The organism is Micromonospora sp. CNZ285 (assembly GCF_004637285.1).
In genome coordinates this window covers 2,055,620-2,081,602 of sequence record NZ_SPQD01000001.1, presented here as the reverse complement: position 1 = coordinate 2,081,602, position 25,983 = coordinate 2,055,620, and the positions used below count along the sequence as shown (strand labels likewise).

The 25,983-nt window shown below is 75.7% G+C and carries 24 protein-coding genes; 6 read left to right on the top strand and 18 right to left on the bottom strand.

Features of this window, described 5'->3' with window-relative positions:
- Positions 1-28 precede the first annotated feature (28 nt).
- The 15 genes from CLT75_RS09615 to CLT75_RS09540 form a co-directional block, all read right to left on the bottom strand.
- Positions 29-949 carry a carbohydrate-binding protein gene (locus tag CLT75_RS09615; RefSeq protein WP_135240473.1) on the bottom strand — a complete coding sequence of 307 codons (921 nt, stop codon included), beginning with the start codon at positions 947-949 and terminating at the stop codon, positions 29-31.
- The gene (locus tag CLT75_RS09610) at positions 946-1,575 is read right to left on the bottom strand and encodes a phage tail protein (protein WP_135240472.1); all 630 of its coding nucleotides are present in this window, start codon (positions 1,573-1,575) and stop codon (positions 946-948) included. The genes CLT75_RS09615 and CLT75_RS09610 overlap by 4 nt, the downstream gene beginning before the upstream one ends.
- Positions 1,556-4,180 (bottom strand): putative baseplate assembly protein, encoded by a 2,625-nt coding sequence (locus CLT75_RS09605; protein WP_135240471.1) that lies wholly within the window; start codon positions 4,178-4,180, stop codon positions 1,556-1,558. Before CLT75_RS09605 ends, CLT75_RS09610 begins: the two co-directional genes overlap by 20 nt.
- The gene (locus CLT75_RS09600; RefSeq protein ID WP_135240470.1) at positions 4,177-4,626 is read right to left on the bottom strand and encodes a GPW/gp25 family protein; all 450 of its coding nucleotides are present in this window, start codon (positions 4,624-4,626) and stop codon (positions 4,177-4,179) included. The genes CLT75_RS09605 and CLT75_RS09600 overlap by 4 nt, the downstream gene beginning before the upstream one ends.
- Positions 4,623-4,961, bottom strand: coding sequence for a hypothetical protein (locus CLT75_RS09595; RefSeq protein ID WP_135240469.1), 339 nt, complete (start codon positions 4,959-4,961; stop codon positions 4,623-4,625). Before CLT75_RS09595 ends, CLT75_RS09600 begins: the two co-directional genes overlap by 4 nt.
- The gene (locus CLT75_RS09590; RefSeq protein ID WP_135240468.1) at positions 4,961-6,532 is read right to left on the bottom strand and encodes a contractile injection system protein, VgrG/Pvc8 family; all 1,572 of its coding nucleotides are present in this window, start codon (positions 6,530-6,532) and stop codon (positions 4,961-4,963) included. Before CLT75_RS09590 ends, CLT75_RS09595 begins: the two co-directional genes overlap by 1 nt.
- Positions 6,533-6,581: 49 nt before the next feature.
- Positions 6,582-7,340: a CIS tube protein gene (locus CLT75_RS09585; protein ID WP_135240467.1), complete on the bottom strand. Its 759-nt coding sequence runs from the start codon at positions 7,338-7,340 to the stop codon at positions 6,582-6,584.
- Between the two features lie 1,497 nt (positions 7,341-8,837).
- Positions 8,838-9,320 carry a phage tail protein gene (locus tag CLT75_RS09575; RefSeq protein WP_135240465.1) on the bottom strand — a complete coding sequence of 161 codons (483 nt, stop codon included), beginning with the start codon at positions 9,318-9,320 and terminating at the stop codon, positions 8,838-8,840.
- Position 9,321: 1 nt separating this feature from the next.
- On the bottom strand, positions 9,322-10,578 hold the full coding sequence (locus tag CLT75_RS09570; protein WP_135240464.1) for a phage tail sheath subtilisin-like domain-containing protein: 1,257 nt from the start codon (positions 10,576-10,578) through the stop codon (positions 9,322-9,324).
- A gap of 16 nt (positions 10,579-10,594) precedes the next feature.
- Positions 10,595-11,275, bottom strand: a complete 681-nt coding sequence (locus CLT75_RS09565; protein WP_135240463.1) for a carboxypeptidase-like regulatory domain-containing protein — start codon at positions 11,273-11,275, stop codon at positions 10,595-10,597.
- Positions 11,272-11,880 carry a glycine zipper family protein gene (locus tag CLT75_RS09560; RefSeq protein ID WP_135240462.1) on the bottom strand — a complete coding sequence of 203 codons (609 nt, stop codon included), beginning with the start codon at positions 11,878-11,880 and terminating at the stop codon, positions 11,272-11,274. The genes CLT75_RS09565 and CLT75_RS09560 overlap by 4 nt, the downstream gene beginning before the upstream one ends.
- A gap of 13 nt (positions 11,881-11,893) precedes the next feature.
- On the bottom strand, positions 11,894-12,238 hold the full coding sequence (locus CLT75_RS09555; protein ID WP_135240461.1) for a hypothetical protein: 345 nt from the start codon (positions 12,236-12,238) through the stop codon (positions 11,894-11,896).
- 136 nt (positions 12,239-12,374) lie between these two features.
- Positions 12,375-13,202, bottom strand: coding sequence for an LppM family (lipo)protein (locus CLT75_RS09550; RefSeq protein WP_486485107.1), 828 nt, complete (start codon positions 13,200-13,202; stop codon positions 12,375-12,377).
- A gap of 179 nt (positions 13,203-13,381) precedes the next feature.
- Positions 13,382-13,855: a nitroreductase family deazaflavin-dependent oxidoreductase gene (locus CLT75_RS09545; protein ID WP_135240460.1), complete on the bottom strand. Its 474-nt coding sequence runs from the start codon at positions 13,853-13,855 to the stop codon at positions 13,382-13,384.
- A gap of 250 nt (positions 13,856-14,105) precedes the next feature.
- Complete coding sequence (locus tag CLT75_RS09540; protein WP_135240459.1) at positions 14,106-15,095, bottom strand: LacI family DNA-binding transcriptional regulator; 990 nt, start codon at positions 15,093-15,095, stop codon at positions 14,106-14,108.
- 117 nt (positions 15,096-15,212) lie between these two features.
- Between CLT75_RS09540 and CLT75_RS09535 the strand changes: the two genes are divergently transcribed.
- Together CLT75_RS09535 and CLT75_RS09530 are read left to right on the top strand one after the other, a co-directional pair.
- Positions 15,213-16,472 (top strand): MFS transporter, encoded by a 1,260-nt coding sequence (locus CLT75_RS09535; RefSeq protein WP_135240458.1) that lies wholly within the window; start codon positions 15,213-15,215, stop codon positions 16,470-16,472.
- 88 nt (positions 16,473-16,560) lie between these two features.
- Positions 16,561-16,893, top strand: coding sequence for a hypothetical protein (locus CLT75_RS09530; protein ID WP_135240457.1), 333 nt, complete (start codon positions 16,561-16,563; stop codon positions 16,891-16,893).
- Positions 16,894-16,910: 17 nt separating this feature from the next.
- Here CLT75_RS09530 and CLT75_RS09525 read toward each other — a convergent pair whose 3' ends face one another.
- Both CLT75_RS09525 and CLT75_RS09520 read right to left on the bottom strand, forming a co-directional pair.
- On the bottom strand, positions 16,911-17,273 hold the full coding sequence (locus tag CLT75_RS09525) for a fluoride efflux transporter FluC (protein ID WP_135240456.1): 363 nt from the start codon (positions 17,271-17,273) through the stop codon (positions 16,911-16,913).
- A gap of 48 nt (positions 17,274-17,321) precedes the next feature.
- On the bottom strand, positions 17,322-17,804 hold the full coding sequence (locus tag CLT75_RS09520) for a fluoride efflux transporter FluC (RefSeq protein WP_209310298.1): 483 nt from the start codon (positions 17,802-17,804) through the stop codon (positions 17,322-17,324).
- Between the two features lie 223 nt (positions 17,805-18,027).
- Here CLT75_RS09520 and paaK point away from each other — a divergent pair, with 223 nt between their 5' ends.
- Together paaK and paaI are read left to right on the top strand one after the other, a co-directional pair.
- The gene (gene paaK / locus CLT75_RS09515; protein WP_135240454.1) at positions 18,028-19,335 is read left to right on the top strand and encodes a phenylacetate--CoA ligase PaaK; all 1,308 of its coding nucleotides are present in this window, start codon (positions 18,028-18,030) and stop codon (positions 19,333-19,335) included.
- A 1-nt stretch (position 19,336) separates the two neighbouring features.
- Complete coding sequence (gene paaI, locus CLT75_RS09510) at positions 19,337-19,780, top strand: hydroxyphenylacetyl-CoA thioesterase PaaI (protein ID WP_135240453.1); 444 nt, start codon at positions 19,337-19,339, stop codon at positions 19,778-19,780.
- An 87-nt stretch (positions 19,781-19,867) separates the two neighbouring features.
- Here paaI and CLT75_RS09505 read toward each other — a convergent pair whose 3' ends face one another.
- Positions 19,868-21,925 (bottom strand): adenylate/guanylate cyclase domain-containing protein, encoded by a 2,058-nt coding sequence (locus tag CLT75_RS09505; RefSeq protein WP_135240452.1) that lies wholly within the window; start codon positions 21,923-21,925, stop codon positions 19,868-19,870.
- Between the two features lie 189 nt (positions 21,926-22,114).
- Here CLT75_RS09505 and CLT75_RS09500 point away from each other — a divergent pair, with 189 nt between their 5' ends.
- Positions 22,115-25,054: a helix-turn-helix transcriptional regulator gene (locus tag CLT75_RS09500; protein WP_135240451.1), complete on the top strand. Its 2,940-nt coding sequence runs from the start codon at positions 22,115-22,117 to the stop codon at positions 25,052-25,054.
- A 117-nt stretch (positions 25,055-25,171) separates the two neighbouring features.
- A complete protein-coding gene (locus CLT75_RS09495; protein WP_135240450.1) occupies positions 25,172-25,942 on the top strand; it encodes a DUF5995 family protein in 771 nt (256 codons plus the stop codon).
- Positions 25,943-25,983 lie beyond the last annotated feature (41 nt).

Sequence of the window (25,983 nt, the reverse complement as noted above, 5' to 3'; positions counted from 1 at the left end):
GCTCGCAACACCGGCTCACTCCTCGCGCTCACGGCCGGACGACGGGCGTGAAGCGGATCTCGTCCACCCCGGCGAAGTACCTGTCGGTGCCCTGGGTCTTGCTCACCGCCACGAGCGTCAGCTTGTGCGGCCCGCGGGTCAGCTCCACCGTGCCCACGTCCACCTCGTCCGTGCGGACCACTGTCGGGCTGAACCCGAAGAACGTGTCGCCGACCTGCCGGCCGTCGACCAGCCAGATCGTGTTCGCGTAGTCGAAAGAGGTGGTGCGCACGGTGGAGAACCGCCAGGTGCCGTCGGCCGGCACGTCCACCTGCACTGTCACCCGGTCACCCACGCCCCGGCCCAGGAAGAACAGTTGCGCGTCGCCGGACCACACCACGTCGCAGCAGTTCTCCTGCGCCACCACCTCCGCCTTCGCGCCGGTGGTGGACTGCACCGCCGCGCCGGAGACGAGCGTCTCCGCCTCCACCGTCACCGCGTCGGCGCGCGGCGGAGCCGGGGTGTCCGGGCCGCGGGTCACCAGCCAGGCCACCACCCCGGCCACGACCAGCACCAGCGCCGCGGCGGCGGCGATCCACGGCCACGGCGCGCGCTTCGGGGGTACGACGGCACGCACGTCGTACGTGACCCGGCCACTGGACCGGGAACTCTCCTCCGGCGCGGTGTTGGCCGAGTACGCGAACCCGGTCATGTCGTAGCGCCGGGGCGGCGTGCCGGGCGGTACGGCGAGCCGGACCAGGAACGACACCGAGCCCTGCCCGGGTACCACCCGCTGCGGCTCGGCCACCGTGAACCAGGCCCGCTGGCTGCCCTCGCCGGGCGCCACGTCGAAGACGACGGTGTCCGGCGCGGTACCCGGGTTCGACACGGTGAACGTCAGTTCACCGGCGTTGCGGGCGTCCAGCGTGAACTGTTCGGCGGCGGCGACGACTGTCCATTCGGTGGTCATGACGGCTCCTCGGGCGGATCGTGGGGCAGGGGTGCTGGTACGTGCGCCCGGCCGACCGCGCGCACCGCAGCGACCCCGGCGGCGGGCTCGGCGGCGTCCGGCTCGGGCGTCTCGGCGTCGACCGGGGAGGCGAGCACCTCGACGGTGACCGCGGCCGGTTTCTCCGCCTCGACGATGCGGGTGACCAGCGCGAGCCGGTCGGCGGCGGCCGGTGGCACCCGCACCACCAGGTGGAACGGCCGCTCGGGCGGCTCGTCCAGCACGAACCCGGTCACGCCGGTGGCCAGTTCCAGCGCGGTCCGCATCCCGTACGGGGTGCCGCGCCACCGGGCCAGCAGCGCGCCGTGCGCCACCAGGTCCCGCAGCCGGCCCACCGGCAACGGCAGCGGCGCGTCGGCGCGGGGCGCGGCGACCACGTTGTCCATCGCCACCCAGCGGGTCAGGTACGCGACGAACCCGTCCGGCGTCCGGTACGGCCCGAACAGCGCGTCGACGTCGGCGAGCACCGCCTCGTCCGGGGCGTGCAGCGCCTCCATCACGTCCAGCAGCGCGCCCAGCACGCTGCCCGGGCCGGCGGCCCGCTGGTACGCGGCCGGCAGCAGCCGCTCAATCGCCGCTCGGCGCATCCTGCCGCACCACCTCGATGTCGTGCTCGCCGGAGCAGAGCAGCCAGGTGCCGGGGACGGTGACCACGTCGGCGGTGGCCTGGTTGGCGCTGGCCGTCCAGTCCTCGCCGTCGCCGCTGCGGAACACGCCGCGCTCGCCGCCGGCCAGCACCAGCCGCCCGGCGCCCGAGGTACCGGTGGGCGCGGTGGCGGCGATGGCGTCGACCGGGACGAACCGGGTCCGGTCCCGCAGCGGCAGGCCGCAGTTGACCATCACCGGCGACCACTGCGGCTGCCCGGCGAGCGTGTCGAGCCGGACCACGCCGCCGCTCTGCGTCGCGGCGAGCGCGAGCGGGCCGCTGAACGCCAGATCCCGGCAGGTGCCGCCGATCCAGCCTGATGCCATCGACTGCCACTTCACGTCCGACTCGAACAGCCGGGTGCGGTGGCAGCCCTGGCCGGGCTTCTTCGGGTCCGGTTCGCCCGCGCCGCACCACAGCAGCGTGGCCGGGCCGTCGTACTGGACGGCGAGCACCCGGTTGTCCACGTTGGCGAGGCCGACGTGGGCGAACGTGCCCGGCCGCCCGGCCGCTGTGGACAGGTAGACGCCGAACCCGGCCTGCGCGGCCACCGCCACCCCGGGTGCGCCGCGCTCGGAGACGAACGCGCGCACCGCGTAGAAACCCCGGTCCGCGTCGGCCGGGTCGACCAGGATCTGCAACGGCACCGCGCCGGGTAGCAGCGGCACCTCGTACAGGCCGGTGTCGGTGGCCAGCAGCAGCGCGCCGGTGCCGTCCCGGTCGATCCAGGCCAGGTCGCGGACGCCGGAGTCGAGGTCGGTCAGCAGTGTCCACGTCTCGCCCAGGTCGGTGCTCAGCCGGACCCGCGAGCCACCGGCGTCGCGGGTGGTCACCACCGCCACCGAACCGGCCCGGGGGACCACGCCGGGGCGTACCGGGGCGGGCGCGGGCACCACCCGCACCACCGTCTCGTCGTCGAACCGGCCCGCCGGTTCCCAGCCGGCCCCGGCGTTCGTGGAGCGGAACAGCACCGGGCCGCCGCCGGCGTACCAGGTGTCGGCCTGGTACTGGTCCACCGCCACGGTGCGCACCCGCGCGTCGGGCGCCTCGTCGACCACGAACCGCACCGACTCGACGTAGCGCACGCCCGGCTCGGCGTGCTCCAGCATCCGGTAGACGTTGGAGGCGCGCAGCGGCTCGCCGAACGCCCAGCCGGCCGGGTTCAGCGGCGTCGGCAGCGGGCTGAGCGTCTGGTGCAGCCGGTCGTGGATGCGGCGGCGCACCGCGTCCACGTCCTCCTCGCGGCGCACCACCACCCGCGCCTGGATGGACACCGCCTTGTAGCGGGCCCAGCCCGCCCGCACTGCCGTACCCAGGGCGCGGCGGCGTTCCAGGTCGGCCTCGACCCGGCGGCGGGCCTCCTCCACCTCGTGCTCCCGCAGCACCGCCACCGGCAGCCGCCCGCCGGGCCGGGCCGCCTCCGGCACGTACGGCACCAGCACCACCTCGACCTCGCCGGGCCGGGCGAAGCTGTAGACGGCGGCCCTGGTGAACGCCCGCGCCCGCGCCACCGCCCCGGAGCCGATGGCGAGGATCTCGAAGTCCCGGGCGGTGACCGCACGCTGCTGGGCGAAGAACTCGTACGGCCCGCGCGCCAGCACCGACTCCAGCGACTCCAGGTCCCGGCCGCCGGTGGCCGGCTCCGGGTTGTCCACCTTCACGCCGGGCAGCGGGTCGCGCAGGCTGGTGAGCATGCCCGCCGCCACGTTCCCGGCGGGCCCGCCGCCGCAGCGGTACCACAACCGCACCTGCCGTCCGGCCGGCGGCACCGCCGCCACCGTGGTCGCCCCGGCCGCCCCCTCGACGGCCGGGGCGGCTCCGGTGTCCGGGCGCAGGTCCAGCGCCGGGGCGAACGTGACCACCCCGGAGGCCCGGTCCACCAGGTAGACCTTCGCCTGCGGCCCGACACCGGCGAAGCTGTCCACCGGCCGCCAGATCTCGTACGTGCGCCCCTCGTGCTCCCGGGCCGCGGCGCCCAGCTCCACCGAGCCCGCCGGCACCTCCACGCCGAGCAGCAGGTCCAGCGCCTCGGTGGTACGGGTCAGCGGCGCGCGGGCGGCCCGGAACACCTGACCGGGCTGCCCGGTGCCGGTGCCCAGCAGCTCCGCCTCGACCGGTTCGCAGTGGTGCACGCGTACCGTCGCCGTGGTCTCCCCGGCGGGCAGCACCGCCGGTTCGGTGGTCACGAAGACGACCGGCCGGGGGTCGGCGCCGCGGGCCGCGGCGACGCGGGTGCCGGCCGGCACCCGCACCGGGCCCCGGTCCGGGCCGGTGCGGGTCAGGCGCACGTCGGCCCAGGCCGCCGCCGGTGGGTGCCGGGTGACGCCGAGCAGGTTCAGGAACGCGACGTACGCCTTCTCCGGCAACTGGTTCAGCCGGTAGATCATCACCTCGGTCAGGTAGGCGAACGCCTCCAGCAACGCCATCCCGGGGTCGTGCGCGGACAGGTCCGTCCAGTCCGGGCAGGACCGGGCGATGCGTTCCCGTGCCTCGGTGACCAGGTCGAGGAAGGCGCGGTCGTCCAGGTGCGGCACCGGCAGCGTCATGACGTGCCCTCCTCGTCGGGGGTGTCGCCGGGTTCGGTGTCGGCGGGGAGCAGGTCGACGGAGAACACCAGGTGGCCGGGGGAGAGGCTGGCCCGGACCCGGTAGTCCAGCCGGATCACCAGGCGCCACGGGTCGTCCGGGTCGGGGCCGGCGTCCACGTCCAGCACCTCGACCCGGGGCTCCCAGCGCCGGATCGCCTGCCGCACGTAGTGGATCGCCAGCCCGGCGGTGGTGTCGTCGTTCGGCGCGAAGACGAGGCGGTGCAGCCGCGACCCGTACCCGGGACGCATCAGCCGTTCCCCGGGCGTGGTGGACAGCAGCAGGTACAGCGCCTGGCGTACTGTCTCGTCGCCGTCGGTCATGGCGAGCCCGCCGGCGGCGGTGAGCGCGAGACCACCGGCGCGGCCGGCGTCGAAGCCGGCGCCGACGAAGCGGAAGGCCCTCATGCGTCCGCCCCCAGGAAACCCTGCCGCACGTCGCGGACCTGGTGGTGCACGGTGCCCGGCGGGGTGCCGTCGGTGAGGCCGTCCAGGTGCGACAGCACCACCGGCTGCCGGTCCACCCGCACCCACGTGCTGTAACCCACAGTGACGGTCAGCGTGTGCAGGCACGGTTTGATCGTCGGGCCGTAGTTGGGGCAGGCGGTGATGTCGCGCCCCTCCGGGTCGGGCCGCACCAGCACCGGCACGCCCCGCACCGTGACCCAGTCCTGGGACGGGCGGTTCCGCACCCGCCCGTCGTGTCCGCAGGTGATCAGCGAGTCACGGTGGATCCAGTGCATCAGCCACCTCCGGCGGAGCGGGCGAGCGTACGGGCCTGCGCGGCGGCGGTCTCGGCGTCCTCGGCCGCCGGGGCGTGCAGGAAGTCGACGGTGCGGCCGCGCACCACGACGGCCCGGCCGGGCGCGGAGAGCACCAGGTCACCGGCGGCGTGCACGGTGGTCAGTTCGGGCCGCAGCTCGACGAAGCTGCCCGCGTCGGTGGCCAGCCGCAGCGTCCGCCCGTCGTCGTCGATCACGATGGACTGCCCGGTGCCGGTGCGCATCGACCAGCGGCGCGAGCGCCCCGAGACGATCCCCGCGTCGTACGGCTCGACCGCGCCGAACAGCGAACCGAGCACCACGCCCGAGGCGGGTTCGCCGCCGGGCAGCGCCACCAGCACGGTGTCGTCCGGGTCGGGCAGCGCAACGATCCCCTTGCCCCGGCCCGCACCCGGGCACAGCACCGCGAGCCAGCCGGCGTCCAGATCGCCGTACGCCGGGAGCGTCACCCGGGCCCGGCCCAGCCCGTCCGGGTCGTCGATGTCGGTGACGGTGCCGAGTGTGACTGTGGCCGCCGGGGGCGCGGCCGTCGGCGGCGGGCCGGGCGGCGCCGTGGAGAACCGGCTCAGGTGCCCGTCGGCGTCCACCGTGTGCACCACCTCGGTGAGCACGTACACCCCGGCCAGCGGCTCCGGGACGCCCGCGAGGGCGATCCGCCGGCCGGGCCGCAGCGCCGGGTCGCCCTCGGCCGTGCCCTCGGCGGTGACCAGCGCGGCGACCCGGGCGTCCAGCCCGGCCTGGGCCAGCGCGGCCAGCTCGTCGTCGCTGCGGCCGGGCTGGTCGACGGCGGTACGCACGCCGTCCGCGCCGACGTCGCCCGGGTCCGGGCGCAGCGGGATGCGCCGCCCGCTGCGCGCCTCGTCCGCCCGCTGGCTCAGCGGCTCGGCGCGCTGTGGATGCCAGCCGAGGACGGCGCACTCCGCGCCCGCCCGGTCCAGGTTCTCGGTGACCCGCAACGCGTGCACCGTCTCGCCGAGCGTCAACGGCACCGGCTCCCCGTACCCGTCCAGCGTGAACAGCCGCAACCGGTCGCCGTCGACACCCAGGTGCAGCCCGGCCCGGCCGGCCACCTCGCACAGCAGGTCCAGGTCGGTGTGCCGGTGCTGGAGCAGCCGGTCCAGGCGCGGCCCGTCCTCGTCGGCCGCCACGCTCAACCCCAGCCCGGCGCACAGCTCGGCGGCCAGCTCGGCGGCGGTCACCGACTCGAACACCCGCAGCTCCTGCCGTTTGCGCAGCCGGTGCAGCGGGTCGTACGCCCGGATCCGGGCCAGCGCGGTGCCGTCGCCGGCGTACTCCCGCTCGACTGCTGTCACCTCGCCGGTGAACAGCGCCTCCGCCTGCCCGTCGAGGCGGACGTCGACTGTGGCGCCGGGGCGTACCGCCGGGTCGAGGGGGCCCGCGCCGGGAGCGGCGGTGAGCGTCAGCTCGCACTGCGCCGGCCGGTCCAGCCGGGCGGCGACGCGGATGCCGCGCAGCCGGGCCGGGTCGGCCAGCGGCCGGCCGTCGACGCTCACCAGGGCGGCCCGGCTCACGGCGTACTCCCGACGGCCGCTCGCCGCACCGGGCTGGTCGCGTGGCGGGTCACGGCGCACCTCCCGTGGTGACCGCGTCCGGCGGGACGGTGACGGCGCCGACCGGGGGGACGGCGAGCGCGGTGCCGGCGGGCACGGTGAGCGGGTCGGTGATGCGGTTGTGCTCGGCGAGCAGCCGCCAGCGCAGCGGCGAACCCAGCGCGTCGTGGGCGAGCAGGTCGAAGCGCACCCCCGACCAGCCCGGCTCGGCCGCGCCGTCTGCCGCGGCGACCACCGCCGACCCGGGCGCGACGGCGGGTGTGCTCGCGGCGGCCAGTTCCTCCTCGAACCCGGCGCGCGCCGCCTCCGCGCCCTCCGCGACGCGGACCAGCTTCAACCGCAGCCAGGACCGCCGGGGCGTACCGGTGAGGGTGAACGCGTCGAACCGTTCCGCGATCGCCGTGATGACGCCCGGGACGTTCCAGGTCTTGCCCCAGACCAGGCGGACCAGCGGCGGGCGCAGCCAGCCGTGCTCGACCGCCGAGTTCTCGGCGAGCATCCACAGCGGCCGGGTCAGCGCGCGGACGTCCTCGGGCCGGGCCGGCGACTCCACGAAGTCGACGTCGAAGAGCAGATCGAGGACCAGTTCGGTACGCCCGCCGCCGGTGAAGACGAGCGGGTCGTCGGCCAGCCCGGCGCCGGTGAGCGGCCCGTCCGGTCCGCCGCGCGGGCGTACCCCGGCCAGCCGGGTCACCTGCACGGTCTCCGGATTCAGCAGGCAGTCGACCCGGGTGCCGGACTCGTCCACGAGGAAGGCGACACGCTCCATCAGTCACCCGCCTGTTCCCGGTCCAGCCGGGCCGTGTCACCCCACGGCGTGGTTCGCGTCGCAAGCCACGCCGGTTCGGCCGGGAGCACCGGCCACGGGTCCGCGTGTGCTCCGCCGCCGGTTGCCCGGGCCGCGCCGGCCGGGCTCGTCGTCCGGTCCGGGCCGGCGTCGTCCGGCAGGGCCGGCCACGGGCCGCCGGTCGCGGGCCGCGCGGGCCGCTGCCACTGTCGCGTCCGGAACTCGCCGCCGGGGGCCGGGTCGTGTCCGTTCGGGTACGGCGAGCCGGCGGCCCGCCCCGGGTGGCCGGCGACGGATCCGGCCCCGGTCCCGCCCCGACCGTTCGCCGGCCCGGTTCGACAGTCCCCGGTGTGCGCGGCCGGTCCCGGCGGCGACGACGGTGGCGCAGCCGCGAAGACGAGCGGGAGCACGTCGGCTCGATCGGGCGACAGGTCCGCCCCGGCGGCGTCATCCCGGTGCCGTGCCCGGCCTCGGCGGACCTGTGCGAGGTTCCGGAGCGCATCCACCCGGCCCGCGCCGAGGCTGGGCCACCGCTGAGGGGTCGATGGCAAGACCGAGTCGCCGGACGTGACGCGGCCCCCCCGCGACCCGATCGCGTCACGGCTGCCGTCCGGGTCAGCGCTGGTGCGCGCGCCGGTCCCTGCCTCTGGTGTCCGTCCGGTGCCGGCGGTCCCTGTGGTCGCGGTGGCTGTGGCACCGGTGCCTGTGGCAGGTGTGCTGCGGATGCCTGATGTGCCGAGGGCGTCCCGCGAACCGGAGCCGTCGGCGACGCACGCCGATCTCGCCGGACCCGGCGAACCGCTCGACGTCACGCACCCGCACGGCGGAGGGCCCTCACGTGACCCGGCGTCGTCCGGCCGCACCGCGTCACCCGAGCGGGATCGAGCGTCCACCATCGCCGGAGCGGTCTCCGAACCCGCCGCGCCCTCCCCGCCACCTGCTCGCGTGACCGCCGCTCCCGGCTGCGGCAGCGCCGTACCGCGTGGCTCGGGCTTCTCAACTTCCGAGATGCCCGTCCCACCTTCCAGGAGCTGCGGAAGATCTTGGTAGGAAGCGGCCCCTATGAGGGCCCTGTCGTACCAAGATCTCGACGGCGGACCGGGATCGGCCCCGTGGCGGGAGCGCGTTCGGGATGTGCCGAAGCGGCCGGCCACCAGCGCCGTCCAGCCTCGCCACCACCGCGCCACCGCGCGCCGGCCCGTCCGGCTCCGTCGCGCCGGCGTCCGTCGCACCGGCGTCCGGTCCGGGCCGGCGTTCGCGGACGGGCCGGTGAGAGGTCCGTGCTCGACGGGGGAGGGGGGCGGGGGAAGGTCGCGCAGGAGGCCGGGGGCGTGCGCCGCCACCAGCCGTCGCCAGTGCTCCGGCGGCTGGCCGGGCGGGCGCGGCACGTCGTCCGGCGAGCCCGGTGCGCCCTGGAAGTCCGGTGAAGCCGGTCCGGAGAGGCGGTCGGCGGTGGCCCGCAGGGCGCGGGCCAGCCGGTCACGCGGTCGCCGGGGCGGCGGCACCGCCGGCCTCCAGCTCCAGGCCCTCGTACGCCAGGGTCAGCGCCTCGATGGCGATCTCCTGCGACAGCGTGTTCAGGTGCGCGCCCCGCCACCGCGTCGGCCACGCGTTGATCATGTTCCAGCGCAGCACCTCGGCGGTGCCGGCCGGGTCCAGCAGCACCACCGACACGTTGCGCCGGTTGACGCTGCCCTTCGCCGCCGCGTTCACCCAGTCCCACAGCTCGCGTGAGCTGGTCAGGCCGAAGTGGAGGGTGACCGGGGCGTACTCGACCTGGCCCGGCACGGCCCGGATGCGCTCGTTTCCGGCCTCCCGGTACGACAGCGCCGGTATCGCCACCTCGAAGCCGCTGACCTCGGTGAAGTGCCCGTTGGTGATGCCGTTGATCAGCAGCTTGAAGTGGTACGCCCGGTACGGGTCGACGGGTGCGCCCGGCTGCGGCGTCGCAGTGGTGGGCATGTCAGCCTCCGATCGTCTCGGTCTCGGTGCCGCCGGCCCACTGGCTCAGCTTGAACACCACGAACTCCGCGGGCTTGACCACAGCGATGCCGATGTGGGCCACCACCATCCCGGCGTCGCGGACGTCGGCCGGGTTGGTCTCCTCGTCGCACTTGACGAAGAACGCCTCCTCGGGCGTACGGCCGAGCAGCGCGCCGTCACGCCACACCCGGGTGAGGAACGCCCCGATGTCGCGGCGGATCGAGCGCCACAGCGTGAAGTCGTTCGGCTCGAACACCATCCACCGGGTGCCGTTGGCGATGGCCTGCTCGATGGAGATGGACAGCCGCCGGACGTTCAGGTAGCGCCACTCGCTGGCTTCGGCGGCGAGCGTACGGGCGCCCCACAGCCGGATGCCCTCCCCGGCGAAGAAGCGGATCACGTTGACGCCCTTGGGGTTGAGGACGTCGTGCTCCGGCCGGGTCACCCGGTACGCGAGGTCGACGGCGCCGCGTACCGACTCGTTGGCCGGCGCCTTGTGCACGCCGCGCAGCGCGTCGGTGCGGGCCCAGATGCCGGCGACGTGCCCGCTCGGCGGGGTGAGGACGAGGTCGCCGCTGAGCGGGTCGCGGACCCGGATCCACGGGAAGTAGAAGGTGGCGAGGTCCGACTGCCGGGGCCGGTCGCCGCCGGTGCCGGGCGGTTCGTCGTCGCCGTCGCCCGGCGTACCCTCGGCGGGTTTGTCGGCCGACGCGGCCGAGCCGGCCGACGCGGGCTTGGGCGGCTTGCCCGGCGTGGCGACGCGGGTGAGCCGCGAGACGTCGGTGACCTCCGGCGGCGGGTCGCAGATCGCGACCATGGTGCGCAGCCGCTCGGCCATGCTGATCAGGGCCTCGTGCGACACCGGGTCGTGGTAGCCGGGCGCGGCCAGGATGGAGATCTCGTCGATGGCCTCCAGCAGTTCCAGGCCGCCGCGCCGCCCGCCGGTGCCGGTGAGCCGGCCGCCCTCGCCGACGTTGACGACCCAGCAGCGGGTGCCGCCGTTGTCCAGGAAGCCGAACACGGCGCGGGCCAGCGGGGTGCTCTCCAGATGCTCGCCGCCGGCGTACAGCCGCAGGAACTCGGTCCAGCTGTTCACCGCCAGCGCCTCGCCGACGTGGGCGCCGCGGTCGGGCGCGACCCCGACGAACGCGGCGGTGCTCATGCCGACCGGCCCGATCGGGCGGGCCCCGCTGGGCACCTCCTCGACGTAGATGCCGGGGGAGAAGTAGGTGGGCATCGGTCCTCCTCGGACGTCAGTCGGGGGCGCGGACGACGATCAGGCCGTCGCCGGCCGGGTCGAGCTCGGCGGTGTGGACGCGCCCCGCGCCGGTGAGCCGGATCCGCACCGGGGCGTCCGGCGCGTCGGGGTCGTGCGGCACGCCGGCCAGCCGGAACCGGCCGGCGGCGTCGGTCTCGGTGGCGTGGGCGGCGCCCACCAGCTCCACCCGGACGGCGGCGAGGGGCTGGTCCTGCGGCCCGACCACCCGCCCGTGCAGGGTGCGCATGCCGAGCTGCCGCAGCCGCAGCGGCTGCCGTACCGGCGGCGCGACCGGCACCGGCCGTTCCACCCGGGCCGGCGCGTCCAGCAGCAGCGCGGGCCGGGGCGCCACGCCGAGCGCCCGCCACAGCGCCGGGTCGCCGGCGTCCAGGACCAGCTCCGGACGGCCCGCCGTGGTGGCGGCGGCGAGCACCCGGTCCAGCGCGGGCAGCGCCGCCGGCCCGCCGCCGGAGACCAGCAGGCGGACCACGAACCGGTACGGCTCGCGCGTCGCGCCGCCGGTCGCGGTCTGCCGGGCCGGCCGCAGCTCCAGCGGCCAGACCGTGAGACCGCCGTCGGGGTCGTCGCGCGGCGGACCGACCGGTACGGGTTCACCCGCGGCCCCGGCCAGCCAGCTCGCGACGTCCGCGACGGCCGCCTCGATCGCGCCGGTCATCGCGGTGGCGTCCCCTGGATGCGGTACGCGATGGCCTCGTTCCACACGTGCGGGTAGACGCCGATCTCGAAGTAGCGGGTGAACCGGTTGATCGGCGCGTTCGTGTGGTCGTGCCAGAGCAGCCACACCGGCGCGACGGTGAACAGGACGTAGTTGAGCGCCACCAGCGGCAGGTAGAACGGGCCGAGCAGCCGGGCCTGGAACACGTGCACGTCCTCGTGCCGCTGGATGCCCGGGCTGGACCCGGCGCAGACGGTGCCGATCGTGGTGGCGTACCGGGGGGAGACGCCCTCGACGACGTTGACCCGGCCGCTGCCGGCCGAGACGACCCGGTCGAGCTGGTGGCCGAAGACCAGGTGCAGCGCCAGGTAGAGCGCCCCGGCGAACGTGTTGAGCAGGCTCCAGGTGTGGTCGATCACGAAGAGGAAGATCCCCTTCGGGCCGGCGCCGTATGTGCCGGCCGACGCGGACGCCCAGCCGAACGGCGCGCCGACGAGCAGGCCGACGACCGCGCCGACGAGCAGGCCGACGGTGCCGGCGGCGAGCTGCCCGAGCAGGGCGCCGAAGACGACCTGGACGGCCGCGCTGAGGATGCCGAAGATCATGGGGTCACCTCTCTCAGACCCAGGAGCGGACGAAGCGGGGCTCGTTCCCCTGGGCGAGCTGGGTCGGCGACGCCTGCGTCGCCTGCCGGTTGCCAGGGGGGAGCTGGTTGACGCCGAGCGCAGCCGAGAAGATCACCAGGCCGTTGAAGAACGCGATGATCCACTTCTCCGGGCCGGCGTCGTCGGCGAACGCGGCGGTCAGATAGGACAGCAGGAGTGCGACGCCCAGCGCGATCCACTTGCGCGCCTTGTCGCCGCTCGGTCCGATCAGCCCGCCGATGACGTTCGTGGCGAGCAGGGTGGCGGCGCTGGCGCCGGTGAGGCTGCCCAGGGCGGCCCAGGTGAAGAGATCGTTCACGGCGATCCCCCTCTTCCGATGGTGCGGTGGTGCGGTCGGGGTGGAGTGGTGCGGCGGCGTCCGGGTTCGCTGAACCCGGGTTCCGCCCGGTGTGCTGGTAGGCCGCCGGCGCGGGCGCCGTCGGTGGCGGTGGGTCTCAGGCCGGCGGACCGGCGGGTGGTGCCGGTGCGGCCGGTCCCGTGGTGGCCGCAGGAGCGGGGCCGGCGGGCGTACCCGGGCCGGTGGTGGCCGGCGTGGCCGGGCCGCCGCGGGAGCCCCGGCGCCGCAGCAGGAGCACGACCACCACGGCGACGACGAGCAGCAGGGCGACCGCGCCGGCGACGACCGGCAGCCAGGGGAAGGAACCGTCGCTGGTCACCACTGCCGCCGGGCTGGTGGCGGCCGGCGGGGGCGCCTGGGCGACGGCGCGCAACTCGGCCGGCTTGGGCTGGTTGGCGACCACCTTCCAGCTCACCGAGCGTCCGGTGATCGTGCCGTTGGTGTCGAGCACCCGGCCGGGGAACGTCACCGAGATCTCGAACTCCATCAAGGTCATGAACGCCTGTTGCTGGCGCGGATCCTGCTGCCCGAACTTGCCGCCGTATTTCTTCGGGTCCAGCGGGAGCGAGAAGCGAATGAGATCCTCGTCCCGGACAAGATTCACACTTTCGCTCGTGAATTGCGCCAGCGGCGTTTTCCGGTACGTGATCTGAATGCCGTAGGAGGTGGCGTCCTCGTACCGGGTCTCCGCCCCGGGCGGAAGTGAGGGAATGTTCGGCCGCAGTTCGGCGAACGCCACCGCCGGATCCGGGTTCCGCTGCTTGAGCACGGACTTCGGCGCGGTGAGCAGGAGCTGACCGGAGACCGTGTCGTCGTCGTTCACGGTCAGCCCGAGGTTGAGCTGCATGCAGCCGCTCAAAATCGCCACGAGGGCGAGACACACCGCGAGTCCGAATGCCCGGCTGCGGCGGAGTCTCGTATTCATGCGCTCAGTGTGAGCCGGTGCGGGCCGCCGGGCAGTCCGTGATCGGTCGCCGTTCTGTCGCCGATCTTACCGGCGCCCTCTCCCATTCGGACGACCTCGAAAACGCGAGCGATCGATATTCTGAAGGATTGTCGTGTCGCCGTTCCGCCGGGGTTCCCGGTGACGACCCGGGCGGCGGGTCACCGCGCCGAGGGCTCCGCCGCCACGACCCGGAACACCGGGATGCCCGCGGCGACCCGGGCGAACTCGGCGAGCGGGGCGTGCCGGTCCACCGGCACGTGCGCCCGGGCACCCGGGGCGAGCGCCAGGTGCCGCCGCAGGATCGGTGGCCGCTGCGCCACCGGCACCTCGACCAGCCGCACCGGCTCACGGCGGCGGCGCCGCAGCACCACCCGCCCGCCCGCGGCGCGCACGTTCGCCACCCAGTTGGCGCCGGCGCCCAGCATCGACACCACGTACCGCTCGCCGTCGAGGTCGGCGACCACTATCGGCACCGAGACGGTCCGGCCGGTCCGGCGGCCCGGCACCTCCATGGTCACCCAGTGCCCTGGGGCGAGGCCGGCGCCGTACTGCCAGGCCGACAGCGCGTTCATCATCCGGGCCAGCCGGTTCGGCCGGCCGCCCCGGTACATCCACGTCATGACCCCGCCCATCGGACCCTCCTTCTCCCGTACCCATTGACGGACGTCCGCCCGGCGGCGGCCAGGGCCGACCGGCCCGTAACGCGTCCACCGCAGCGTGAACCGCCGCGCGCCCGGCCAACGGCCGGCCCGGCGGGCCGCAGGATGAGGTACGCAGACCGGAAGGGAAGCGATGACAGCGACCGCGAGCCGGGCCGCGACGGCGCTCCGGCAGGCGGCCGGGCGGCGGGCGACGCGGTCGCCGCCGGGCAGTGACCGGTGCTCAGGCGCTCTCCCGGGCGACCAGCGTCGACGGGAACGCGGTGCTCGGGGCGACCGGCGCGCGCGTCAGCACGGCCGTGGCCGCCGCGGCGGCGATCCGGTCCACCGGGTGGGTCGCGGTGGTCAGCGGCGGGCTGCTGATCGCCGCGTACGGCAGGTCGTCGAACCCGGCCACCGCCACGTCGTGCGGCACCCGCACACCGCGCCCGCGCAGCGCGGCGATCACCCCGAACGCGGTGGCGTCGCTGGCCGCGTAGACCGCGTCGGCATCCGGCCACCGGCGCAGCGCCTCCAGCGCCGCCCGGCCGCCCCGCGCCGTGGTGAAGTCGCCGGTGACCAGCCGCTCCGGCGCCCCCGACTCCCGCATCAGCTCCCGGTACGTGGTGACCGAGCGCTCGGCGCAGCTCAGCCAGCGCGGCCCGGTGACCATGACGATGCGGCGCCGGCCGGCGGCGTACAGGTGACGCAGCACCTCGCCCGCGCCGCCGGCGTTGTCGACGTCGAACGAGGGCACCGCCGGCGAGCCCTGACCGATCGAGACGACGCGGCCGCGCAGCCTCGGCGGCACCGCGTCCAGCGCGGCCTGGGTCGTGTTGACCAGGATCACCCCGCACACGCCCCGGTCCGCGCCGAGCCGGGTCAGCCCCGACGGGTCGGCCAGCGGCAGCCACTCCAGCGCCACCCCGATGCCGTGCGGCGCGCCCACCCGCGACGCCGCGCCCACCACCCGGTGCACGTACGGGTCGTCCAGCACCGTGTCGTCGCGGCCCACCACCGCCACCACCAGGCGTACGCCTGCTCCGCGCACCAGCGACCGGGCCGCCAGGTCCGGTACGTAGCCGAGGCGCTCGGCGGCGGCGTGCACCCGGGCGCGGGCGTCCGCCGAGGTGAACCCGTAGCCGCCGAGCACCCGGGAGGCGGTGGCCCGGGACACCCCGGCGTCGCGGGCCACGTCGTCGAGCGTGGCGGGACGTGCGATCGGCGTACCCATGTCCGCATCATGCCTGCTCCGGCACGGATGGGCTAAGCCATAACGGCGCTTGTGGTGGAAGCGCTCTCAGGTGTGCGATTGTCGTCGGGATCAGACGGGGGAAGGGATCACCGCACCGTGAGCAGCACCATCGACGCACCGGCCGGGAAGCGGCCACCGGCGCCCCGGGCGGTGCTGACCGCCCGCAACGGCGTCGCCGTCGTCTTCGCCCTCAACGGGCTCGCGGTGGCGAGCTGGTTCTCCCGGGTTCCGGCGGCCCGCGAGGCGCTCGACCTCAGCCCGAGCCGGCTCGGGCTGCTGCTGCTCTGCGTGTCGGCGGGTTCGCTGCTGGCCATGCCGACCGCCGGCCTGGTCACCCAGCGGCTCGGGCCCGCGCGCACCGTGGCCGTGTCGGTGGTGCTCGTCACGCTCGGCCTGACCGGGGCCGGTCTCGCCGCCAGCCTGGCCGGATCGGTGGTCGGCGTCGGGTTCGGTCTCGCCGCGTTCGGTTTCGGCTCCGGCATGTGCGACGTGGCGATGAACGTCGAGGGCGCCGCGGTGGAGAAGCGCCTCGGCTACACCATCCTGCCCCGGTTCCACGCCGCCTGGAGTCTCGGCTCGGTGGCCGGGGCGGGGCTGGGCGCCGGCGCCGCCCGGCTGGACGTACCCGTCGGGGTGCACCTGCCGGTCCTGTCCGTGCTGGTTCTGGCCGGCACGCTGCTCGGCGCCCGGGCGTTCCTCGCCGCGCCGGCCGAGGCGGCCGGCGACGGGGAGCCGGCGGCCCGGCGGCGGGCGCTGCTGGCCGCCTGGCGCGAGCCCCGCACGCTGCTGGTCGGGCTGCTGGTGCTGGTCATGGCGTTCACCGAGGGCAGCGCCAACGACTGGCTCGCGGTGGCGTTCGTGGACGGGTACGGGGTCGACGAGGCCGTCGGTGCCGCCGTGTTCGGCGTGTTCGTGGTGGGCATGACGCTCGGCCGCACCGTCGGCACCGTCGCCATCGACAGGTGGGGCCGGGTGCCGGTGCTGTACGCGACCATCGCGACGGCGTCCGCCGGCGCCGCGCTCGCCGTGCTGGCCGGGTCCGGCCCGCTCGCCGTGGTCGGCGTCGCGCTGTGGGGACTCGGCGCCTCGCTCGGCTTCCCGGTCGGGATGAGCGCCGCCGCCGACGACGAGGACAAGGCCCCGGCCCGGGTGAGCGTGGTCGCCGTGATCGGCTACACCGCCTTCCTGGCCGGGCCGCCGCTGCTCGGCTTCCTCGGCGACCACTTCGGCGTGCTGTCCGCGCTCGGCGTGGTGCCGCTGCTCCTGCTGCCCACGCTCGCGCTGGTGCCGGTGCTGCGGGAACGTCCCGCCGCGGCGGACGCGCAGGCCGGCGCCCCGGCGGCGAAGGTCGGCTGAGCCGGTCCAGCCGACTCCCACGGCGCTCCCAGCCGCCTGCCAGGCGGGCGTGCTGCACTGGAGCGAACGCCGAGGAGAGGAGGCGGGCATGGGCTGGTTCAGCCGCCGGGCCGCCGACCCGACGATGCCCACGAAGCTCGACCGCGAGGCGACCAAGGAGGACCTGGCGCAGCTGGAGGCGTTCGTCACCAGCCGGCGCGGGGTCGAGTTCTACCTGGAACCGGAGACGACAGCCACCGACACCACAGTCGTCGCCATCGCGCACGACGGTGAGTGGATCCGCCGCCGTACCGGCTCGCCCCGCGTCGCCGGCCGGATCGCCCAGAAGCACGCGGTGCCGCTGTACGAGGCGGCCCGCACCGGCTACCCGGAGCGGATGCGGGCGTGGAACCGGGCCCACCCGGAGCGCCGGGCCCGCTGACCGTCTGACCGGCGCGGTCAGCCGGTCAGCGCGGTGACGAGGGCGTAGCCGAGGAACGCCGCGCCGAGGCCCGCGACCACACTGAGCGCCACATTCGCGTACGCGAGGTGGCGCTTCCCGGTGCGGGCCAGGCGCAGCGTCTCGTAGCTCAGCGTGGACCAGGTGGTCAGCGCGCCGCAGAAGCCGGTGCCGACCAGCGCTGTCACGCCCGGGTCGACGGGTGCCGCGAGCAGGCCGCCGAGCAGCAGCGACCCGGCCACGTTGACTGTGAGCGTGCCCCACGGGAACGGCGAACCGTGCCGGGCCTGCACCGCCCGGTCGGTCAGGTAGCGCAGTGGGGCGCCGATCGCGGCGCCGAGCGCGATCAGCAGAACGGTCACCGTCGCCTCCCGTCCCGGGCGGTCACCGTCGGCTCCCGTCCCGGGCGGTCACCGTCGGCTCCCGTCCCGGGCGGGAAGCAGCCGGGCGGTCACCGTGTCCCCGGTGGCGACCGCCGCGAGCGCGCCGAGCACCGTCGCGGCCAGGTAGACGCCCGCCGTACCGGCCGCGCCGTCGGTCAGCAGCCGCTGCGCGTCGGCCGCGTACGCGGAGAACGTGGTGAACCCGCCGAGCACGCCGACCCCGAGGAACGGGCGGGCCAGCGGGTGGGCCGGGCGGGCGGCGAGCACCGCCATCAGCACGCCGATGAGCAGGCACCCGACGACGTTGACGGCGAACGTGGCCCACGGGAACTCGCCGGGCTGGTGCGGCACCGCCGCCTGGGTGCCGGCCCGGGCCAGCGCGCCGAGCACGCCACCGGCGGCGATCACGCCGAGCACGGCCGCCGGGTGCGCGGACAGTTCCGACCGGTCCGCCGGTACGCGCAGGTCGACATCCGGGTCGACCCGGGGATCCGACACGACACCTCCCACCAGCACCCGAGAGCATAACCCCGCCCCCGCCCCCACCCCACCCCGCCGCCCCCGCTCTCGGCGATCTTGCGGTTTCGGCCCCGGCACGGCGCGCGAAGCGGACACCCGAGGGGCGGCACGTGCAAGATCGCGGGGGAGGGGGGTGGGGGAGGGGGTGGCGGGCGTACGGTGGGCGCAGCGCCCGGCGCGCGGCGTCCGGGGCCCGTCGTGCCAGGAGGTCACCGTGGAGGAGCGCACGCCCCGTCCGGACGAGCTGGATCCCGTCGAGCGGATCGGCGTCGACGAGCTGCGCGCGCTGCAACTGAACCGGCTGCGGCACTCGCTGCGGCACGCGTACGACAACGTGCCTCACTACCGGCGCGCGTTCGACGCGCTCGGCGCCCACCCCGGCGACCTGCGCGAGCTGGCCGACCTGGCCCGCTTCCCGTTCACCACGAAGGCGGAGCTGCGGGAGAACTACCCGTTCGGCACGTTCGCGGTGCCCCGCGAGCGGGTCGCCCGGCTGCACGCCTCCTCCGGCACCACCGGCCGCCCCACAGTGGTCGGCTACACCCGCGCCGACCTGGACACCTGGGCGAAGCTCATGGCCCGCTCGATCCGCGCCGCCGGAGGCCGCCGCGGCGACCGGGTGCACGTCGCGTACGGGTACGGGCTGTTCACCGGCGGCCTCGGCGCGCACTACGGCGCCGAGGAACTGGGCTGCACCGTCATCCCGGTGTCCGGCGGCATGACCGAGCGTCAGGTCATGCTGATCCGCGACCTCGAACCGGAGGTCATCATGGTGACCCCGAGCTACATGCTCGCCATCGTGGACGAGATGGAACGCCAGGGCGTCGACCCGCGCGCCACCTCGCTGCGGGTCGGCGTCTTCGGCGCCGAGCCGTGGACCGAGGACATGCGCCGCGAGCTGGAGCAGCGCCTCGACATGCACGCGCTGGACATCTACGGCCTGTCCGAGGTGATGGGCCCGGGCGTGGCGGTCGAGTGCGTGGAGACCAAGGACGGCCTGCACCTGTGGGAGGACCACTTCTACCCGGAGATCATCGACCCGGTCACCGGGGAGGTGCTGCCCGACGGGGAGCGGGGCGAGCTGGTGCTGACCTCGCTGACCAAGGAGGCCATGCCGGTGGTCCGCTACCGCACCCGCGACCTGACCCGGCTGCTGCCCGGCACCGCCCGCCCGATGCGGCGGATCGAGAAGATCACCGGACGGACCGACGACATGATGATCGTCCGGGGGGTGAACGTCTTCCCGACGCAGATCGAGGAGCTGATCCTGCGTACCCCGGCCCTGTCGCCGCACTTCCAGTGCGTGCTCGACCGGCGGGGCCGGCTCGACACGCTCACCGTGCACGTGGAGCGGCGCGCGGACGCCGCGGCCGACGAGGCCGAGCGGGCCGGCGCCACGCTGGTCGAGCAGGTCAAGAACACCATCGGCGTGTCGGTGGCGGTACGGGTGATCGAGCCGGACGGGGTGGAACGCTCGATGGGCAAGATGCGCCGCATCGTCGACCAGCGGCGGGAGTCCTGAGATGAGCGGTGACGGCGGCCGTACCGCGGCGCACGACATGTTCGACGCCGACGTGGCGTCCAAGGGGCTGGGCATCGAGCTCGTCTCGGCCGGTGACGGCGCGGCGGTGGCCCGGATGCGGGTCACCCCGTCGATGCTCAACGGGCACGCGATCGGGCACGGCGGCTTCGTGTTCCTGCTCGCCGACACCGCGTTCGCGCTGGCGTGCAACAGCCACGGCCCGGCTACGGTGGCGGCCGGCGGCGAGATCAGCTTCCTGCGTCCGGTACGCGAGGGCGACCTGCTGGAGGCGTACGCCACCGAGCGGGTCCGGCAGGGCCGCAGCGGCATCTACGACGTGACGGTACGGCGCGGCGACGAGGTGGTGGCCGAGTTCCGGGGCCGCAGCCGCACCATCACCCGCGAGCAGCCGGCGGGCACGCAGGCCGGCGAGCCGGCCCGCTGACGAGCGCGACCAGCCGGCCGGCCCGCTGACACGCGCGCCGAGTGACGTCCGGGCCGGAGTGGCCCCGTGCCCGCTCCGACCCGGACGTCATGCCGCCAGCCCGAGCGCGTGTCCGCCGGGCTCGGTTCTTCGCCGGTTCCGGCCCACCCGCCCGGGCGGACCGGTCCGCCGTTCCCGCCACGCCGTGACCACTGGTGACGGATCGGTCCGTCGCCCGGGCCACGCCGCGTCTGCGGACGACGGGCCGTCGCTCCGCTGCCCGGGCCACGCCGTGACACCCGGGACGATCCGTGTCGCGGCGGGCGCCGGTCCGGCCCGCACCGGCTGCCCCGGCCGCCCGGGCACCGTGTCGCAGGGATCGGTCCGGTCCGGCGGGACGGGCGCCGGTCGGGCCCCTCCACCCGACCGGCGCGACCGTCCCGCCCCGAGCGGGCAGACCTCCCGCTCGCCGGCGCCCCGGGACGGGACGCCGGTCTCCGCTCCCGGCACACGGCCGGCAGCGGTGTCCTTCGTGGCGCGCAGGCGGCGGGCGAAGTCCGCCCGTACCGCACGGGACAGCCGCAGCGCGGCCACCCGCGCCACCAGCGCGTCGACCGCCCAGCCGCCCGCCGCGACCGGGTGGAGAAGCCGCGCCGCGGCCAGCGCCCGCAGCACCGGCTCGGCCCGGCCGGCGGGCCAGCCGAGCATCGCCTCCACCGCGGCGGCCCCGGCCGGACCGCCGGAAGCGGCAGCGGCCAGCAGCACCGCCCGGTGCGTACCGTCGAGCCGGTCCAGCCGGGCGTCTACCAGGCGGCGCGCGGCGGCGGGTACGCCGGACGGTTCCGCGCCCGCGTACGCCGCCGCGACCGCCGGGTTGCCGCCGACCAGCGCCACCAGCCGCGCGGCGAGCGCGGCCGGCCGCCCGGCCCGGTCGAGCAGGTGCCGCAGCAGCCGCCCGGTGTCCAGCGGGCCGAGCGGCTCCAGCGGGATCCGCCGCGCCGGAGCGGGCAGCGGGTCGGCCGAGCCGGATCCGCAGGTGGTGACCACCGCCAGCGGCAGTCCCCGCTCACCCGCCGCCACGTGGAGTTGGTGCAGGAACCGGCGCAGCGCCGGGGCGGCCCGGTCCACGTCGTCCACCGCCACCACCACCGGCGCCTCGGCGGCCAGCCCGAGCAGCGCCTCGCGGCAGGCGACCACGGCGCGGGCCGCCAGCGTGTCGTCGTCCGGCGCGGCGAGGAACGCCGCCAGCACGCCGCCCGGGCCGTCCACACCCGTCGCGTCCGGCCGGGGCCGCACCAGGTCGGCCAGGGGCGCCAGCTCCCCGCACGGGTACGGCGGGCAGGCCGTCACCCGCCGGCGCACCGGCACGCCGTCCACGCTCGACACGGCGCGGGTCACCTCGTGCAGCAGCCGGCTGCGGCCACTGCCCGGGGGGCCGACCAGTGAGATCCAGCGGGGACGCCGCTCGCGTAGCGCCCGGGTCACCTCGTCGGCCGCGCTCGCCAGCTCCCGGCGGCGGCCCACGAGCGGGACGCGGTGCCGGGCCGCCCTGCTCCCGGCCGGCCCGGTCACCCGCCACACATCAAGCGGAAGCGTCTTGCCGGCGAGCGTCAGGGTGGCGAGTGGACGCTGCTCGACCAGCCCCGCCACCGCGTCCCGGGTGACCGGGCAGACCACGACCCCGCCGGGCGGCGCGTGCTCCTGGAGACGGGCCGCCGTGGTGATCACCGCGCCGCTGGCCGCGCCGTGGCCGCCGTCGCGGACCCCGGCCAGGTCCAGCAGCACCTCGCCGGTCGCCACGCCGACCCGCACGCTCAGCCGGACGCCGGCCGGGCGCCGCCGCGCCAGCGCGGCCTGGATGTCCAGCCCGGCCCGCACCGCCCGGTACGCGTCGAGACCGTCCGAACCGGACGCGCCGAACAGCGCCATCACCGCGTCGCCGACGTACTTCTCCACCACGCCCCGCCAGCGGCGCAGCACCGAGGCGACGGTGCCGAAGTAGGCGCGCTGCAACGCGCGGACGTCCTCCGGGTCGAGCCGCTCGACCAGCCGGGTCGAGCCCACGATGTCGACGAAGAGGACGGTGACGATCCGTCGTTCCTCGGGCACCGGCCGGCACGCCGCGATGACGGCTTCCCGACTCCCCACGGGCGTGGTGATCAACATCGCACCCACCCTTTCCCGATAGCGGTGCCCGACGACCTCCGCAGACTTTCACCACCGGGTTCTCGGGGGATCTGTAGGACGACGTATGTCGGGCACCCGCAACCATTAGTCGTGTAGTCGACGCGAGAGGTACGAGTCCGGCCCGGAGGCCGTAGAACGGTGCGGGGACCTGTGACTAGGCTGCGTTCCATGGCCAGCGACGTGGACACTGCACCGCTCGTCGGCCGTACCGGGACCATGGCGACGCTGCGGTCGGCGCTCTACGACGACCTGCGGCCCGGGCAGACCGGCGCGGTGTTCCTCACCGGAGAGAGCGGAGTGGGCAAGACCCGCCTGCTGACCGAGGTCGGCGAGCAGCTGCGGCAGACCGGCGCGCTGGTGCTCACCGGCACCTGCCTCGACATCGGAGACGCCTCGCCGCTGCACCCGGTACGGCAGGCGCTGCGCCGGCTCGAGGCCGAGCAGTCCGAGGCGCGCACCACCTCGGCGATCCGCGGGGTGTTGCAGGTCTTCGACGAGGAGACCCCCGGCCCGGACGGCGCCGGCGCACTGCTGGAACGCGTCGCCCAGGGCCTGCACGTGGTGGCCGGCGGACGGCCGCTGGTGCTCGTCCTCGACGATCTGCAGTGGGTCGATCGCAGCACCCGCCAGCTCCTGCTCTACCTGCTGGCCGGCCTCGGCGACCTCCAGCTCTCCGTGCTGGCGGCGATCCGGGCCGAGTCGCTGCGCGGCGCGCACCCGCTGCGCCGGGTGCTCACCGAGCTGCGCCGGCTGCGCTCGGTACGGGTGATCGACCTGCTGCCGCTGGACCGGTCCGCCACCGACGAGCTGGCCGCCGCCGTGGTCGGCGCGCCGCTGCCACCGGAGGCCGCCGACCAGCTCTGGCAGCGCAGCGGCGGCAACCCGTTCGTGGTGGAGGAACTGGCCCGCGACCGGCGCGACGGCCGCGACGGCCTCTCCGACACGCTGCGCGAGGTGTTCCTCGACCGGGTCGACGCGCTGCCCCAGCCGGCGCACGCGGTGGTGCACGCGGTGGCGGTCGGCGTCGAGCCGGTCGAGCACTGGCTGCTGGCCCAGGTGGTGCGACTGCCCGAGGACGAGCTGCTGGAAGCGGTCCGCGAAGCGGTCGCACACCGGCTGCTGGTCGGCGCCGACGACGGCTACCGGCTGCGGCACCGGCTGGTCGCCGAGGTCCTGGCCCACGAGCTGCTGCCCGCCGAGCGGGCCGCGCTGCACCGCCGCTACGCCGAGGCGCTCACCGCCGTACCGGCCGAGCTGCACCAGGCCCGGCTGGCCCACCACTGGCGCCACGCCGGGGAGCCGGGCCGGGCGCTGCCCGCCGCGATGGCCGCCGCCCGCGAGGCGGAACGGCTGCACGGGTACGCCGAGGCGCACCGCCACTGGTCCGCCGCGCTGACCCTGGCCACCGAGCCGGCCGCCGTGCTGCCCGACGGGGCACGGCCCGAGCCGGTGGAGGCGGACCGGGCCGAGCTGCTCAGCCACGCCGCCGAGGCCGCGCACCACAGCGGTGAGCACGCCCGCGCCCTGACGCTGCTGGAGGAGCTGGCCGACGACCCGTCCGGCCCGCCGGTCTGCGCGCTGCGCATCCGCCGGGCCCGCTACCTGGCCGCGGCCGGCCGGTCCGCCCCCGCCGAGCAGGAGTACCGGCAGGTGCTGGACTCGCCCGACTGCACACCGCGGGAGCGGTGCACGGCCGCCGCCCGGCTGGCCGAGCTGCTGCTGCACCTGGGCCGCTACGCCGAGGCCGGTGACCAGGCCCGGGAGGCCCTCGCGCTCGCCGCCGACGTGCCCGGCACGACCTCCGAGGTGGTGATGGCCAGCGCCGCGCTCGGGTTCAGCGAGGCGTTCCTGGAGGATCCGGCCGCCGGGCTGGCGGTGATGCGCCGGGCGCTGGACACCGCCGAGCGGTCCGGCCGGCCGGAGGACGTGGCCTGCGCGTACCTGCACCTGGCCGAGCTGCTCACCGGGCCGCTGAACATCCTCGAGGAGGGGGTGGTGGTGGCCCGCCGGGGCGCCGACCGGGTCGCCGAGCTGGGGCTCGGCCGCACCTGGGAGACCCGGCTGCTGGCGGTGGCGACGAACGGGCTGTTCCGGGTGGGGCAGTGGGCCGAGGCGGAGAAGGTGGTCGCCGCCGCGCTCCGGCACCGCCCCTCCGGGGCCGACGCGGTCGAGTTGCTGCTGGCCCGGTGCCGGCTCTCCGTCGGGTACGGCGACATCGAGGCGTCCGACCGCGACCTGGAGGCGGTGGCGACGGTGCTGGCCGGCGGCGGCGCCCGGCACGTGCTGCCGATGCTCATCCTGCGAGCCGGCCTGGCCATGTGGCAGGGCCGGCACGACCTGGCCCGGCAGGCGGTGCAGCGGGGCCTGACCGAGAGCCGCTCCGACGACGTGATCGTGCTGGCCACGCTGGCGTGGCACGGGCTGCGCGCGGAGGCCGAGGCGGCGGCCGGCCGCACCATCGAGGTGGACCCCAACGCGGTACGCCGGCTGCGCGAGGTGGTCGACCGGGTGACCGGCAAGAGCGCCAAGGCGGGCGCACCGGTGCGGTACGTCGCCGAGGGGTTCCTCGCGCTCTGCGACGCCGAGCTGAGCCGGCTCGACGACGGCCGTGGCGACCCGGCGCTGTGGGAGCGTTCCGCGCTCGAGTGGGACCGGCGCAACCACCCCTACCCGGCGGCGTACTCGCGGCTGCGGCAGGCCGAGGCGCTGCTGGCCCGCCGCAGCCGGGTGGCCACCGCCGGCAAGCTGCTGCACCGGGCGTACGCGATGGCCCAGTCGCTCGGCGCGGTGCCGCTGACCGCGGAGATCCGTACCATCGCCTCGCGGGCCCGGGTGCCCCTGGACGCCGCGCCGGATCCCGCGCCGGTGCCCCGGCAGCGGGCGGCGGCGCCCGCCGGACCGGCGGTGGACGAGCTGGCGACGCTCACCGCCCGGGAGCGGGAGGTGCTCGCCGCGGTGGCCGAGGGGTTGACCAACCGGGAGATCGGCCAGCGGCTGTTCATCAGCGAGCGGACCATCGGCGTCCACGTCTCGCACATCTTCGACAAGCTCCAGGTACGCACGCGGGTGCAGGCCAGCGCCATCTTCCTGCGCAACGGCGCGGAGTAGGCGTACGTCGCCAATACGTCGTTCGACGGATCCGCCGGGTGGACGGCGCCTGGCAGGCTGTCCCGCGGAACAGGGGTGGTGGCGTCGTGGGGGCGCCGGGGGCGCGGTGGAGGAGAGATGACCGAACCGGTCTGGGGTCCTGTGCACCAGGACATCGTCGGGTTGCTCGCCGACCACCCCGCCGACGTGCCGGCGGTCGTGGACCATCTGACCAAGCTGCAGGACCTGCTGGTCCGGCTGCCGCCGCTGGAGGAGAGCTGCCCGCTCGCCGACTTCAACAAGCTCTACCTGGTCATCACCAGCACCGTGCTCGACGGCCTGTACGACGACCGGTTCTGCGACCCGGTGTTCCTGGCGCGGCTGGACGTGGAGTTCGCGGCCCGCTACTTCGAGGCGCTGCGGTTCTGGACCGACTCCAGCCCGAGCACCCCGAAGGCGTGGTCGTGCCTGTTCAAGCGGATGCGCGGGCCGGACGCCCGGCCGCTGCCGTCGGCCGCCGCGGGCGTCAACGCGCACATCAACTACGACCTGCCGTTCGCGCTGGTGACCACGTTCGACAGCCTGGAGTCCGAGCCGATCGACGGCAGCGACCAGCACCGCGACTACCTGGAGATCAACAAGATCTTCGCCGAGCGGATCCCGGACCTGCGCCGTGGCTACCTGGACAACTGGCAGCTCATGATCGACATGGTGAACGGCGAGATCGACGACTGGTACCAGGGCGAACTGGTGGAGTACACCCGGAACGTGGCCTGGCGCAACGCGCAGAAGATCTGGCGCTGCCGGCACGACCCGGACGCCCGCGAGTGTGAGCGGACGCGGCTGGACGACAACGCCGCGCTGCTCGGCCGGCTGCTGCTGTCGCCCCTCGGGGCGTTCCTGCAGTAGCCGGGACGGGGGGTTCCCGCGTCCCGCCGTCCGGGCGCGGG

Coding starts and splice junctions, on each gene's coding strand:
- CLT75_RS09615 (WP_135240473.1), bottom strand. CDS start 949: ATGACCACCGAATGGACAGTCGTCGCCGCCGCCGAACAGTTCACGCTG.
- CLT75_RS09610 (WP_135240472.1), bottom strand. CDS start 1,575: ATGCGCCGAGCGGCGATTGAGCGGCTGCTGCCGGCCGCGTACCAGCGG.
- CLT75_RS09605 (WP_135240471.1), bottom strand. CDS start 4,180: ATGACGCTGCCGGTGCCGCACCTGGACGACCGCGCCTTCCTCGACCTG.
- CLT75_RS09600 (WP_135240470.1), bottom strand. CDS start 4,626: ATGAGGGCCTTCCGCTTCGTCGGCGCCGGCTTCGACGCCGGCCGCGCC.
- CLT75_RS09595 (WP_135240469.1), bottom strand. CDS start 4,961: ATGCACTGGATCCACCGTGACTCGCTGATCACCTGCGGACACGACGGG.
- CLT75_RS09585 (WP_135240467.1), bottom strand. CDS start 7,340: ATGGAGCGTGTCGCCTTCCTCGTGGACGAGTCCGGCACCCGGGTCGAC.
- CLT75_RS09575 (WP_135240465.1), bottom strand. CDS start 9,320: ATGCCCACCACTGCGACGCCGCAGCCGGGCGCACCCGTCGACCCGTAC.
- CLT75_RS09570 (WP_135240464.1), bottom strand. CDS start 10,578: ATGCCCACCTACTTCTCCCCCGGCATCTACGTCGAGGAGGTGCCCAGC.
- CLT75_RS09565 (WP_135240463.1), bottom strand. CDS start 11,275: ATGACCGGCGCGATCGAGGCGGCCGTCGCGGACGTCGCGAGCTGGCTG.
- CLT75_RS09560 (WP_135240462.1), bottom strand. CDS start 11,880: ATGATCTTCGGCATCCTCAGCGCGGCCGTCCAGGTCGTCTTCGGCGCC.
- CLT75_RS09550 (WP_486485107.1), bottom strand. CDS start 13,202: ATGAATACGAGACTCCGCCGCAGCCGGGCATTCGGACTCGCGGTGTGT.
- CLT75_RS09545 (WP_135240460.1), bottom strand. CDS start 13,855: ATGGGCGGGGTCATGACGTGGATGTACCGGGGCGGCCGGCCGAACCGG.
- CLT75_RS09540 (WP_135240459.1), bottom strand. CDS start 15,095: ATGGGTACGCCGATCGCACGTCCCGCCACGCTCGACGACGTGGCCCGC.
- CLT75_RS09530 (WP_135240457.1), top strand. CDS start 16,561: ATGGGCTGGTTCAGCCGCCGGGCCGCCGACCCGACGATGCCCACGAAG.
- paaI (WP_135240453.1), top strand. CDS start 19,337: ATGAGCGGTGACGGCGGCCGTACCGCGGCGCACGACATGTTCGACGCC.
- CLT75_RS09505 (WP_135240452.1), bottom strand. CDS start 21,925: ATGTTGATCACCACGCCCGTGGGGAGTCGGGAAGCCGTCATCGCGGCG.
- CLT75_RS09500 (WP_135240451.1), top strand. CDS start 22,115: ATGGCCAGCGACGTGGACACTGCACCGCTCGTCGGCCGTACCGGGACC.
- CLT75_RS09495 (WP_135240450.1), top strand. CDS start 25,172: ATGACCGAACCGGTCTGGGGTCCTGTGCACCAGGACATCGTCGGGTTG.